The 12,050-nt window shown below is 68.5% G+C and carries 10 protein-coding genes and 1 tRNA gene; 4 read left to right on the plus strand and 7 right to left on the minus strand.

All coding sequences use genetic code 11. The features are described from left to right. Window positions 1-2: 2 nt before the first annotated feature. The 4 genes from WG923_RS24610 to WG923_RS24625 form a co-directional block, all read right to left on the minus strand. Entirely contained in the window at window positions 3-974 is a 972-nt protein-coding gene (locus WG923_RS24610) for a Bug family tripartite tricarboxylate transporter substrate binding protein (RefSeq protein WP_340353653.1), read from the minus strand. 31 nt (window positions 975-1,005) lie between these two features. After that, window positions 1,006-1,509, minus strand: a complete 504-nt coding sequence (locus WG923_RS24615; protein ID WP_340353654.1) for a MaoC family dehydratase — start codon at window positions 1,507-1,509, stop codon at window positions 1,006-1,008. Between the two features lie 150 nt (window positions 1,510-1,659). Continuing rightward, complete coding sequence (locus WG923_RS24620) at window positions 1,660-2,100, minus strand: hypothetical protein (protein ID WP_340353655.1); 441 nt, start codon at window positions 2,098-2,100, stop codon at window positions 1,660-1,662. A gap of 213 nt (window positions 2,101-2,313) precedes the next feature. Beyond that, window positions 2,314-2,390, minus strand: a tRNA-Pro gene (locus WG923_RS24625). Window positions 2,391-2,670: 280 nt separating this feature from the next. Between WG923_RS24625 and WG923_RS24630 the strand changes: the two genes are divergently transcribed. Next, on the plus strand, window positions 2,671-4,245 hold the full coding sequence (locus tag WG923_RS24630; RefSeq protein ID WP_340353656.1) for a methyl-accepting chemotaxis protein: 1,575 nt from the start codon (window positions 2,671-2,673) through the stop codon (window positions 4,243-4,245). Window positions 4,246-4,301: 56 nt separating this feature from the next. Here the strand turns inward: WG923_RS24630 and boxB are convergent, their stop codons facing one another. From boxB to WG923_RS24645, 3 genes are read right to left on the minus strand one after another with little or no spacing between them, the layout of a single operon-like run. Then, window positions 4,302-5,726 (minus strand): benzoyl-CoA 2,3-epoxidase subunit BoxB, encoded by a 1,425-nt coding sequence (gene boxB / locus WG923_RS24635; protein WP_340353657.1) that lies wholly within the window; start codon window positions 5,724-5,726, stop codon window positions 4,302-4,304. 30 nt (window positions 5,727-5,756) lie between these two features. Further along, window positions 5,757-7,460 carry a 2,3-epoxybenzoyl-CoA dihydrolase gene (gene boxC / locus WG923_RS24640; RefSeq protein WP_340353658.1) on the minus strand — a complete coding sequence of 568 codons (1,704 nt, stop codon included), beginning with the start codon at window positions 7,458-7,460 and terminating at the stop codon, window positions 5,757-5,759. Then, window positions 7,457-8,374: a helix-turn-helix transcriptional regulator gene (locus tag WG923_RS24645; protein WP_340353659.1), complete on the minus strand. Its 918-nt coding sequence runs from the start codon at window positions 8,372-8,374 to the stop codon at window positions 7,457-7,459. Before WG923_RS24645 ends, boxC begins: the two co-directional genes overlap by 4 nt. 105 nt (window positions 8,375-8,479) lie before the next feature. Between WG923_RS24645 and WG923_RS24650 the strand changes: the two genes are divergently transcribed. From WG923_RS24650 to WG923_RS24660, 3 genes are all read left to right on the plus strand, one after another. Beyond that, entirely contained in the window at window positions 8,480-8,953 is a 474-nt protein-coding gene (locus WG923_RS24650) for a flavodoxin domain-containing protein (RefSeq protein WP_340353660.1), read from the plus strand. A gap of 164 nt (window positions 8,954-9,117) precedes the next feature. Then, entirely contained in the window at window positions 9,118-10,692 is a 1,575-nt protein-coding gene (locus tag WG923_RS24655; protein WP_340353661.1) for a benzoate-CoA ligase family protein, read from the plus strand. Window positions 10,693-10,804: 112 nt separating this feature from the next. Next, complete coding sequence (locus WG923_RS24660) at window positions 10,805-11,998, plus strand: ABC transporter substrate-binding protein (RefSeq protein WP_340353662.1); 1,194 nt, start codon at window positions 10,805-10,807, stop codon at window positions 11,996-11,998. Window positions 11,999-12,050: the final 52 nt, after the last annotated feature.

Below are 12,050 nucleotides of genomic sequence, written 5' to 3' on the forward strand. Positions count from 1 at the left end.
CCTCAATCCACCTTGGCGCCGGAGAGCTTCACCGCCAGGGCCCACTTGTCGATTTCCGCCTGGATGTACTTCGTGAATTCAGGGGCGCTCATGGTGGCCGGCTCGGCGCCGACGGCGGTGAGCTGCTCGCGCACCTCGGGGGCGTCGCGCCAGGAGGCCAGCGCCTTCTGCAGCGCGTCGATCACTTCCTTCGGCGTGCCCTTGGGCGCGGCGAGGCCGACCCAGGCCGGCGCCTCGAAGTGGCCGAGGCCCGCTTCCGCCATGGTCGGCACGTTCGGCGCCGCGGCGTTGCGCTGCTTGCTGGCCACCGCCAGCACGCGCACCTTGCCGGAACGCATGTGCGGCAGCAGCGCCGGGCCCGTGTCGAACATGACGTTCACCTGGCCGCCGATCAGGTCGGTGACCGCCGCCGGGCTGCCCTTGTAGGGCACGTGGATCAGGTCGATGCCCTGGGCCTGCTTGAACAGTTCCATCGTCAGGTGGCTGGTCACGCCGCTGCCGGCGGAACCGTAGTTGATCTTGCCGGGCGAGGCCTTGGCGAGCTTGACCAGGTCGGCCGCCGTCTGCGCCGGGAACTGCGGGTTCACCGCCAGGAACAGCGGCACCACGGCCAGGATGCTCACCGGCTGGAAGTCCTTGAGCGGGTGGTACGGCAGCTTCGAGTAGAGGCTCGGGTTGATGGCCATCGTGCCGCTGGAGCCCACCACCAGCGTGTAGCCGTCGGCCGGCGCCTTGGCGACCAGCTCGGAGCCGATGATGCCGGCGGCGCCCGCCTTGTTGTCGACGATCACGGGCTGGCCCAGCGTGTCCTGCAGCTTCTTGGCGAAGACGCGGGCGATCATGTCGGTGGCCTGGCCGGCCGGGAAGCCGACGACGAGCCGGATGGTCTTGTCGGGGTAAGCGGCCTGCGCCGCACCGGCGGCGGCCACGCCCAGCGCGAGCAGCGCGGCGCGGACGAAGGTGGATCTGTTCATGGCTTGTCTCCTGGTTTTCGGGTCGGGCGGGTCAGTCGTCGACGGCGTGGCCGCGCTTGGGGATCAGCGACATGCGGGTGAACTCCATGACCGGGGTGCCGTCCTGCTTGAAGGCGCGGGTGCGGGTGGTCACGATGCCCTGCGTGGGCCGGCTCCTGGACTCGCGCACGGCCAGCACTTCCGATTCGGCGTAGAGCGTGTCGCCGCAGAACACCGGCGCAGTCAGCTTGATCTCCGTCCAGCCGAGGTTGGCGATGGCCTTGGCGCTGACGTCGTTGACCGTCATGCCCAGCACCACGGCCAGCGACAGGCCGCTGTTGACCAGCAGCTGGCCGAACTCGCTCTTCGCCGCGAACGCCTTGTCGCAGTGCATCGGGTGGGCGTTCATCGTCAGCAGCGAGAAGTGGATGTTGTCCGCCTCCGTGATCGTGCGGCCGGGCCGGTGTTCGTAGATGTCGCCCACCTCGAACTCCTCGAGGTAGCGGCCGTAGGTGGCACGGATGCGGCGGTCGGTCTTGCGCACGGGAGTCAGCATGGGCGGGTCCTTTTGTTCCATTGGCACATTTGTACGTACAAATGAAATGTAGCGGCCCGCCCACCGGGCCGTCAAGCGCAAGCGCCACGAAAAAACGCCCGCCGGTCGGATCGCCGGCGGGCGTTCGCGGGCCCCTGCTCTATGGACTCTTCAGGACCTCAGGTACACCCAGAGCTGCACGTCCTCGACCCCCAGTGCCGGGGTGCCGTGCAGGTAGATGCGCATGTGCGGTCCCGTGACCTCGAAGCTGTGGATGCGGTTGTCGATCGGCAGGGTGTTGACTTCGCAGCAGTGCGAACCATCCAGCTTGCCCAGGTACATCGAGGCCGAGGACTGGGTTCCCGAGATCATCACGTTGATGCGGCGAAACTGCGTGACATCGAGCAGCGGGGCGTTCGTGGCCGGGGCCAGCGGCACCTCGTAGTTGAACGACGGGTTCTTGCCGCACAGGGCCTTCCAGTCGATGTGCAGGCGCAGGCCGGCGTGGTCGATGAACAGGCTCTTGGGCAGGTCGATGTCGTGCACCGGGCGCACCGGCGCGATCACCGGCTGGACGGGCGTGGTGACGGGACTGGGTTTGGTGATGGGCATCTTCTCGCTCCTGTCATGAGGGGGTGGCACTGGCCACGCCGGCGCTGGCCCGGTTGGCCATCGGGCGGCGCGGCTGACTTCAAGAATCGCGCGGCAGCCCGGGCCCGCCTTGTGGGACGTCAAGATGCGCTCAGGCCATTTCCCTACGGCGAAAGAACGACGGACTGCGGGTGCGGAAAAGCAAAGGGCCGCGGCGAATGGCGGCCCTGGGGGTGGTCGGAGCGACAGGATTCGAACCTGCGACCCTCTGGTCCCAAACCAGATGCGCTACCAGACTGCGCTACGCTCCGAAGGGCGCATTCTACGATGCGGCCTGCGCGCGGCCCGCGCCGCGCCGCGACCCATGCTTTCCTTACCGGCGTCTGAAGAACGCGAATCCGTGGGCGCCGCGCCACGCCGTTCGTCCCGCCGCGGCGACCGCCTGATCCCTTTCCCCCTGTCACGCCGCGCGTCGGCACTTTCGTTCCTTCGGCGCCGCGAGGGGCGCGTGATAGCTTCCGTCTCGCTTACCTTTACTTACAAGGAAAGGCAAGCCTGTTGATCAACGAATCGAACGAGGGGAAGTAACGCATGGGTTTCCAGCTCACCATCGCACGCAAGCTCACCGGCCTGGCGCTGCTGGCATTGCTGTTCGTCATCACCGTGGGCGCGACGGGCTACGTCGCCACCAGCTACCAGGAAGCGAGCTCCGCGCAGATGCTGCAGGCGGAGACGGCGCTCAAGAGCCAGATGGAGGCCGACATGGCGCATGACGCCCTGCGTGCCGACGTGCTGGCGGCGCTGATGGCCGGCCAGGACGCGACGTCCGACGCCGCGGACGCGATCCGCAAGGACCTGCAGGAACACGCGACCCTGTTCGAGGGCGGCCTGCACCGGCTGGAAGCCATGGAGCTGGATGCGCAGACGAAGGCCGCGACCGCGAAGGTCCGCCCGGCGCTGGACCAGTACCTGGCCCGCTCCAAGGCGCTGGTGGCGCTGGCGTTCACGGACCGCAACGCCGCCATCGGCCAGATGAAGGAATTCATGGCCACCTTCCGCAGCCTGGAAAAGGAGATGGAAGCGCTCAGCACCCTCATCGAGCAGCGCGCCCGCGCCGCCCACGAGGACAGCGGCGCGTCCTCCCACTTCGCCAAGGTCGCGATCATCGTATCGATCGCCGTGTCCGCGGTGGTGCTGGCCCTCCTGAGCTGGATGCTCAGTCGCGGCATCGTGGACCGCCTGCGCCGCGCGGTGGAAGTCGCGCGCACCGTCGCCAAGGGCGACCTCAGCTCGCAGATCGACGTGCACGGCAGCGACGAAGCGGCGCAGCTGCTGCAGGCCCTGTCGCAGATGAACGCCAGCCTGGTGGACCTGGTGGCCACCGTGCGCCAATCCAGCGAGAACATCGCCACGGGCACCACGCAGATCGCCACCGGCAACCAGGACCTCAGCCAGCGGACCGAGACGCAGGCGAGCAACCTGCAGCAGACCGCGGCGTCGATGGAGCAGATCAGCGCCACCGTCCGGGCGAACGCGGACACCACGCGCGCCGCCAGCGACATGGCGTCGACCGCCAGCCGCTCCGCGGAGGCGAGCGGGCAGGCGGTCTCGCAGCTCGTGGGCACCATGGCCGGCATCACGGAAGCCAGCCGCCGCATGGCCGACATCATCGGCGTGATCGACGGCATCGCCTTCCAGACCAACATCCTGGCGCTCAATGCCGCGGTGGAAGCCGCGCGCGCCGGCGAGCAGGGCCGCGGCTTCGCCGTGGTGGCGGCGGAGGTGCGCTCACTGGCGCAGCGCAGCGCGTCGGCGGCCAAGGAGATCAAGACGCTGATCGAGACCAGCGTGCAGAAGGTGCAGGCGGGCGAACAGCAGGCCGTGCATGCCGGCGACAGCATGAAGGACGTGGTGGAGCAGGTGCAGCAGATGACGCTGCTGCTGGCCGAGATCAGCAGCGCGACCCAGGAGCAGACCAAGGGCATCGCGGAGGTGAGCCAGGCCGTCACGCAGATCGACCGCGTGACGCAGAGCAATGCCTCGCTGGTGGAGGAAGCCGCGGCGGCCGCGGAGAGCCTCAGCCGGCAGGCGGAGCGGCTGGTGGATGCGGTGTCGCTGTTCCGGATGGGGCAGCACCGGGAGCATCGGCAGCTGCTGGCGGCGTAAGGGCGCCGGGAGAGCCCCCACCCCGGCCCTCCCCCGGAGGGGGAGGGAGGAATACCTCAGAGCTTCACGTATTCGTATTCGACCGGCTGCGCATTGATCCCCCGGTCCGGCGGGGCGATCCAGCCGGCCATCTTGCCGGGCTCGGTCACGCGCTGCATGAGGCTCTTGACGAAGCGGATGTCCTCCTGCGTCGGCAGCCATTCGGCCCGGTGCGCCTCGAATTCCGCCTGCGTGATCGGCTGGCCCTGCGGATCCGTGTGCATGCCCGCCCAGGCCCCCACGCTGCGGCGAAAGCGCGTGGCGGGCAGCTTGAACTCGAAGGCCACGCCGGCGCGCTTGACCAGCATGTTCCAGCGCGTCACGCCGATGTTGCAGTCCTTCGCGTATTCCAGGCGGGTGATCTCGTTGATGCCGTTGCGCACGGTGATCGTCTCGTCCCGCACGCCGCCCTGCCCGTCAGGCACCTGGATGGTCATGGTGGTGTCGGTCTCGACGTGGTCGGCGAACCGGCCCTCGTCCGGCCGGCCCTTGATGCCGTTGCTGAAGTAGTTGGCGGCGTTCGACGAAGCCTCCGACCCGAACAGGTCCAGCGAGCTCGTGAACCAGAAGTTCATGAACCGCTGGATCGTGGGCAAGTCGATGGCGCCGGCGCTGCGCACCTTCTTCCAGTCGTCGGTGTCGAGCTCCTTCATGACTTCCAGCGTGCGCCGGATCACGCGGCCGACGCCGGTCTCGCCCACGAACATGTGGTGCGCCTCCTCGGTCAGCATGAACTGGCAGCTGCGCGCCAGCGGATCGAACGCGCTCTCGGCCAGCGACTTGAGCTGGAACTTGCCGTCGCGGTCCGTGAAGTAGGTGAACATGAAGAAGGACAGCCAGTTGTCCATGGGCTCGTTGAAGGTGCCCAGGATGCGCGGCTTGTCCGGGTCGCCGCTGTGGCGCTCCAGCAGCTCCTCGGCCTCCTCGCGGCCGTCGCGGCCGAAGTAGGCGTGCAGCAGGTACACCATCGCCCAGAGGTGGCGGCCTTCCTCCACGTTGACCTGGAACAGGTTGCGCAGGTCGTAGAGCGACGGCGCGGTGTGGCCCAGGAGGCGCTGCTGTTCGACCGACGCCGGCTCGGTGTCGCCCTGCGTGACGATCAGGCGGCGGAAAATGGAGCGGAATTCGCCCGGCACTTCCTGCCAGGCGTCCTGGCCCATGAAGTCGCCGAAGCCGATCTTGCGGCCCTCCTGCCGGTCGGCCAGGAAGATGCCCCAGCGGTAGTCGGGCATCGGCGTGTAGCCGTACTGCGCCCAGCCCTGCGCGTCGACGCCCACGGCGGTGCGCAGGTAGACCTCGTTGGCGCGGAAGTCGCTCGGCCCCATCTCGTCCCACCAGCGCAGGAAGGCAGGCTGCCAGTGCTCCAGCGCGCGCTGGAGCTGGCGGTTGTCGGCCAGGTGGACGTTGTTGGGGATCTTGGCCTGCAGGTCGATGCTGCTCATGGAGTTCCTGGTGGGTTGCTCACGTCGTCGTCAGATGCGCTTCCAGTCGAACCTGGCTTTCCTGCCGGTGCCGAACAGCTTCAGGGCGCCCTCCTCGCCGACCGCGTTGGGCCGGATGAAGATCCAGTTCTGCCACGCCGACAGGCGGGCGAACACGCGGGTCTCCATGGTCTCCCGGCCGGGAAAGCGCAGCGACGCCTCCATGCCCGTGAGGGCGTCCGGCGACAGCGAGGCGCGCTCTTCCAGCAGCAGGCGGATCTCGTCGTCCCAGTCGATGTCGTCGGGCGTGACCGTCACCAGGCCCAGTTCCAGCGCCTGCGCGGCGCGCAGCACGCTGTCCTTCACGCCTTCGAGCTGCTGCAGGGCCGCCGCGTCCTCGTGAAAGCGCGTGGCCAGGCGCGTGAGGCCGTTCACCTCGGGGTAGCGGCCGAAGTTGGCATCGGTCAGGCGCAGAGTCGGCGCCGCGTCCGGCGCATCGGGCAGGTCCAGCATGTAGATGCGGTCGCAGGCGAGCGCCAGCTCGAACAGCGTGCCGGCGAAGCAGGAGCCCTGGTCGACCAGCGCGATCAGCGAGCGGCTCGTCACGTCCAGCCGGGCGAGCGTGCGGCGCAGCGCGCCGGTGGTTTCGCGCACCAGCCAGTGCGCCGCCTGCTGTGCCAGCACCGCGTCGGCCTGCGCGACACGTTCCGCGTCACCGCGGGTCTTCAGCACCCAGGTGCCGATCTCCAGCTCGTTGGTGCGCAGGTTCAGGATCGCGTCGTCCAGCTCGCGGGCCAGCTTCAGCGGCCACCAGTCCACGCCGGCGGCGACGATCGCTTCGGGCGTGGACTCGATCGCGGCGCCGGGCGCGTTGACGGTGAGGGTCGCGATGCGGCCGGCGCGGTCGATGGCCACATCCACCACTTCGTAGTGGTAGCCCGCGTCGTCGATCTTCGCCTGCACGGGCGTAAGCGCGATGCCTTGCGCCGGCCCGTTGCGCGTCGATGCGCCGCGCAGCGCCGCCACTTCCTGGTCCACCAGCGCGCCGAACTGCTGCGGCTTGGCGAACTCGTCGATCAGCTTCCACGCCCGGGCGCGATCGGCGCGCACGCCCTCGCTCGTCGTGCAGAAGATGTCCGCCAGGTCGCGCCGCACCTTGCGTTTGTCGGTCACGCGCGTGAGGCCGCCGGTGCCGGGCAGCACCCCCAGCAGCGGCACTTCCGGCAGGCTCACCGTGGAGGAACGGTCGTCGACCATCACGATGCGGTCGCAGGCAAGCGCCAGTTCGTAGCCCCCGCCGGCGCAGGCGCCCGTCACCGCGGCGAGCGACTTCAGGCCTTCGTTGCGCGAGGAGTCTTCCAGGCCGTTGCGCGTCTCGTTGGTGAACTTGCAGAAGTTCACCTTCCAGGCGTGCGTCGACAGGCCCAGCATGTAGATGTTGGCGCCGGAGCACCAGATGCGGTCCTTGCCGCTTTCGAACACCAGCACCTTCACCGCCGGATGCTCGAAGCGGATGCGGTTCAACGCATCGTGCAGCTCGATGTCGACCCCCAGGTCGTAGCTATTGAGCTTGAGCTTGTAGCCGGGCTGGATGCCGCCCTCCTCGTCGATGTCCAGCTTCAGGCGCGCGACATCGCCCTCCACGGACAGCTTCCAGTGGCGGTAGCGCGAGGGATGGGTGGCGAAGCTCACCAGCTCTCGCTCCTCGCCGGCCAGCACCTGCCTGGACAGGAGCGGTTCGCTCAGTGCGTTCATCGGGTCTCCAGGCTCGAAGGCTGGCCCGCGGGCACGGCGCGCTCCAGGTCCTTGAGCGATTGCTTGACGCTGCGCGCCGCGGTGTCCACCACGGCGTCGGCGCGGGCGTAGAGGGGTTCGCGGCTGGCGAGGATGCGGCGCAGGTCCTCCAGCGCCTCGTGCATCGCGGCGCGCGAGACCTCGCCCTCCTCGCCGCGCGCGGCCTTGAACGGGCGCATGTCGCCCTGCGCGACGACACGGCTCATGTGCTCCTCGGGGCTGGCCTTGACCCACACGCAATAGAAGTGGCTTTGCAGCAGGTCGAAGGTCTCGCGCTCGCTCACGATGCTGCCGCCGGTGGTCATCACCACGCCGTCGGCATGTTCCTCGGCGATGCGCAGCAGCGCCCGGCGCTCGTAGCGGCGGTAGCCGGCCTGGCCGTGCAGCAGCAGGATCTCCGACATGCTCGTGCCGGCCTCGCGTTCGATCTCGCGGTCCAGTTCGACGAAGGGCACGCCGCGCTGCTGCGCGAGCTGCGCGCCGAGCGTGGTCTTGCCGGCGCCGCGCAGGCCGACCAGCGCGATGCGCTGTTCGCGGCCGTGCGCATCGGCGAGGCCGAACGACGCGGCGAGCAGCGAGTACGCCTGCTCCAGCTGGTGTTCGTCCAGCCGCGCGAGCAGGCCCTGCACGCGCGCGATGGCGGGCCGCGGCGCGTCCTGCAGCAGGTCGAGGATGGTGAGGTTGAGAGCGCGGGCCGCGGCCTCCAGCGAATTGATGGAGACGTTGCCCTTGCCGGTTTCGACGTCGGCGAGGAAGCGCTCCGACAGCCCCGAATCGGTGGCGAGCTGCTTGCGCGTCATGCCGCGGCGGGCGCGCCAGGCGCGGACGCGGGCGCCGAGCTCGGCCAGGGTGGCGCGGGGTTCGATTTCGGTCATGGGGACGCGGGCTTTTCTCCGGAAACTTTGCCCTGGATCAAGATTGCAGTATATTTCTACGACCCGCACTGTCAAGCAATTTACTGCATCAACGGACCCCCCCGCATGAAGCTCAAGATCCTCGTCGGCACCATGACCAGCACGGCCGACTACGTCGCCCAGGCCATCCAGATGGACTGCGCCGACCTCGTGGACGAGATCGAAGTGGCCCTCATGGACGGACTCGACATTGACGCCTTCGAAGAGGATGCGGTATATCTCATCTGTACGTCCACCTACGGTTCCGGCGACGTCCCCGACAACGCGCGGATCCTGTACGAATCGCTGGACAGCCGGCCGAAGTTCCTGGGCCACGTGCGCTATGGCGTGATCGCGCTGGGCGACCGCACGTATGCGCAGACCTTCTGCTTCGGCGGCAGGAAGTTCGACGAGCGCCTGCAGGGCCTGGGCGCGCAGCGCATCGGCGAGGTGTGGTGCCACGATGCGAGCGCCGGCACGATGCCGGAGGAACTGGCGACGGCGTGGTGCCGCGGGTGGCTGCAGGAAGCCCTTGCGGCAACGCAAAAAGTGGCGGCGTAAAGCTCGATAGGCTGCGGCTCGTAGGCTGGCGGTGACCGAAGGGAACCCCAGCGATCCAGCGAGCTGCGCGAAGCGCTGGGGTTCGGCCTTCGGCGCTCACCGCCAGCCTACGGGAGCAGCAACACCGGATCCCGGGATACACCGGGACCAACCAGGAGACAAGCATGCACCTGAGCCACGCCGACCACAGCACCACGCCGCCGCGCGTGGAGATCCCGCGCGACTACAACGCCGCGCACGACCTGCTCGCCCGCAACGCGGCGCGCCCCGACAAGGTCGCCTACATCGATGCGTCCACCGGCCAGCAGCTCACGTACGGCGCACTGGCGGAGCAGGCGCACCGCTTCGCCAACGCGCTGCGCCAGCGCGGCATCGCGCCGGAAACCCGCGTGATGGTCGCGATGCTGGACACGCTGGAGTGGCCGGTCGTGTTCCTGGGCAGCATCCTCGCCGGCGTGGTGCCGGTCGCCGCCAACACGCTGCTCACCACCAAGGACTTCGACTTCATGCTGCGCGATTCGCGCGCGCAGGTGCTGTTCGTCTCCAGGCCGCTGCTGCCCACCTTCGAGCCGCTGATCGGCAGCATCTCCACGCTCGAACAGATGGTGGTCGCCGGCGAAACCGGCACGAACTCGGTGGCGCACATGATCGCGTCGGGCAAGCCCGATGCCGAAGTGGCCGGCACCTGCAGCGACGACGCCTGCTTCTGGCTGTATTCCAGCGGTTCCACCGGCATGCCCAAGGGCACGGTGCACCTGCACAGCCACCTGGTGCAGACCGCGGAACTCTATGCACGCCCGATCCTCGGCATCCGCGAGGACGACGTGGTGTTCTCCGCCGCCAAGCTGTTCTTCGCCTATGGCCTGGGCAACGCGCTCACCTTCCCCATGAGTGTCGGCGCCACGACAGTGCTGCTGGCCAGCCGGCCGACACCCGCGGATGTCTTCTCGGTGCTGAAGAAATTCCAGCCCACCATCTTCTACGGCGTGCCGACGCTCTATGCGGCGCTGCTCGCCGACCCGGGCCGGCCGAAGAAGTCGGAGCTCAAGGTGCGCGTGTGCACCAGCGCCGGTGAAGCGCTGCCGGCCGATATCGGCGAGCGCTGGACGCGCGAGTACGGCACCGAGATCCTCGACGGCATCGGCTCCACCGAGATGCTGCACATCTTCCTGTCCAACCGGCCGGGCCAGGTGCGCTACGGCACGACGGGCCAGGCGGTGCCCGGCTACGACCTGCGCATCGTCGCGGACGACGGCCACGAGTGCGGCCCCGGCGAGATCGGCGAACTGCAGATCAGCGGCCCCAGCGCCGCGATCATGTACTGGAACAACCGCGCCAGGACCAAGAGCACCTTCGCCGGCGAGTGGACGCGCAGCGGCGACAAGTACACGCGCGACGCCGACGGCTACTACACCTACGGCGGCCGCAGCGACGACATGCTGAAGGTGGGCGGCATCTACGTGTCGCCCTTCGAGGTCGAGGCCTGCCTCATGACGCACGACTCCATCCTCGAGGCGGCGGTGATCGGCGTGGCGGACCAGGACGGCCTCGTCAAGCCGAAGGCCTACGTGGTGCTCAAGGCCGGCCGGCAGGCCTCGGCGGAGGACCTGCAAGGCCACGTGAAGTCGCGCCTCGCACCCTACAAGTACCCGCGCTGGATCGCCTTCGTCCCCGAGCTGCCGAAGACCGCGACGGGCAAGATCCAGCGCTTCAAGCTGCGCGCGCAATCGGGCGCGTGAGGGAAAGCCATGTGGCGCGCACGCGCCGCATGCAGCCACAATTTCGCTGGCAACGAAACAGAAAACCCGGCGCGTCCTCTCCCTTGCGCGCCGATCGAACGAAGGAGCTTTCATGACCACCCGCCGCCTCGTGCTCTCCCGCGGCGCCGCCCTTGTCGGGGCGGCCTCCACCGGGCTGCTGCTGCCGCAGATCGCGCGCGCGCAGTCCAACAAGATCCGCGTGGGGCTGATGCTGCCCTACACCGGCACGTTCGCGCAGCTCGGTGTGGCCATCGAGAACGGCGTGCGCATGGCGATCGGCGAGCGGGGCGGCAAGCTCGGTGGCCGCGAGATCGAGTGGTTCAAGGTCGACGACGAATCGGAGCCGTCCAAGGGCGTGGAGAACGCCAACCGCCTGGTGCAGCGCGACAAGGTCGACGTCCTGATCGGCACCGTGCACTCGGGCGTGCAGATGGGCATCCAGCGCGTCGCGCGCGAAAGCGGCGTGCTGAGCCTGATCCCGAACGCCGGCGTGCATGCGGCCACGCGCGCGCTGTGCGCGCCCAACGTGTTCCGCACCTCCTTCACCAACAGCCAGCCGACGCTGGCCCTGGGCAAGCCGATGGTCGACAAGGGCCTGAAGAAGGCCGTGTGGATCACCTGGAAGTACGCTGCCGGCGACGAGGCCTTCGAGGGCTTCCGCGACAGCTACACCAAGGCCGGCGGCACCATCGTCAAGGAACTGGGCCTGCCCTTCCCCAACGTCGAATTCCAGGCGCTGCTGACCGAGATCGCCTCGCTGCGTCCGGATGCCGTGGCCTGCTTCTTCGCCGGCGGCGGCGCCGCCAAGTTCATCAAGGACTACGCCGCCGCGGGCCTGAAGGACAAGATTCCGCTGTGGGGCTCGGGCTTCCTGACCGAAGGCGTGCTCGACGCCGCCGGCGCCGCGGCCGAGGGCATCATGACCACGATGCACTACGCGGATTCGCTGGACATCCCCAAGAACAAGCAGTTCCGGCTCGAATACGCCAAGGCCTTCAAGATGCAGCCGGACGTGTACTCGGTGCAGGGTTACGACACGGGCGTGCTGCTGTCGCAGGGCATGGCCGCGGTCAAGGGCGACATCGGCAACAAGCAGGCGCTGTACAAGGCGCTCGAGACGCAGACCATCGACAGCCCGCGCGGCAAGTGGAGCATGAGCAAGGCCCACAACCCGGTGCAGGACATCTACCTGCGCCGCGTGGAAAAGGGCGACAACAAGGTGATCGGCGTGGCCGCGAAGGCGTTGTCGGATTCGGGGGCGGGCTGCAAGATGGCGGCGGCCTGAGGCCGCGCCCGTTCACGAGGGTGAAGCCGCCCACGTAGGCTGGCGGTGAGCG

It is taken from the genome of Ramlibacter sp. AN1133 (assembly GCF_037890035.1).
GTDB lineage: Bacteria > Pseudomonadota > Gammaproteobacteria > Burkholderiales > Burkholderiaceae_C > Ramlibacter.

Excerpts from the sequence above, each read along its gene's own strand:
- WG923_RS24610 (WP_340353653.1), bottom strand. The coding sequence starts at position 974 with ATGAACAGATCCACCTTCGTCCGCGCCGCGCTGCTCGCGCTGGGCGTG.
- WG923_RS24615 (WP_340353654.1), bottom strand. The coding sequence starts at position 1,509 with ATGCTGACTCCCGTGCGCAAGACCGACCGCCGCATCCGTGCCACCTAC.
- WG923_RS24620 (WP_340353655.1), bottom strand. The coding sequence starts at position 2,100 with ATGCCCATCACCAAACCCAGTCCCGTCACCACGCCCGTCCAGCCGGTG.
- WG923_RS24630 (WP_340353656.1), top strand. The coding sequence starts at position 2,671 with ATGGGTTTCCAGCTCACCATCGCACGCAAGCTCACCGGCCTGGCGCTG.
- boxB (WP_340353657.1), bottom strand. The coding sequence starts at position 5,726 with ATGAGCAGCATCGACCTGCAGGCCAAGATCCCCAACAACGTCCACCTG.
- boxC (WP_340353658.1), bottom strand. The coding sequence starts at position 7,460 with ATGAACGCACTGAGCGAACCGCTCCTGTCCAGGCAGGTGCTGGCCGGC.
- WG923_RS24645 (WP_340353659.1), bottom strand. The coding sequence starts at position 8,374 with ATGACCGAAATCGAACCCCGCGCCACCCTGGCCGAGCTCGGCGCCCGC.
- WG923_RS24650 (WP_340353660.1), top strand. The coding sequence starts at position 8,480 with ATGAAGCTCAAGATCCTCGTCGGCACCATGACCAGCACGGCCGACTAC.
- WG923_RS24655 (WP_340353661.1), top strand. The coding sequence starts at position 9,118 with ATGCACCTGAGCCACGCCGACCACAGCACCACGCCGCCGCGCGTGGAG.
- WG923_RS24660 (WP_340353662.1), top strand. The coding sequence starts at position 10,805 with ATGACCACCCGCCGCCTCGTGCTCTCCCGCGGCGCCGCCCTTGTCGGG.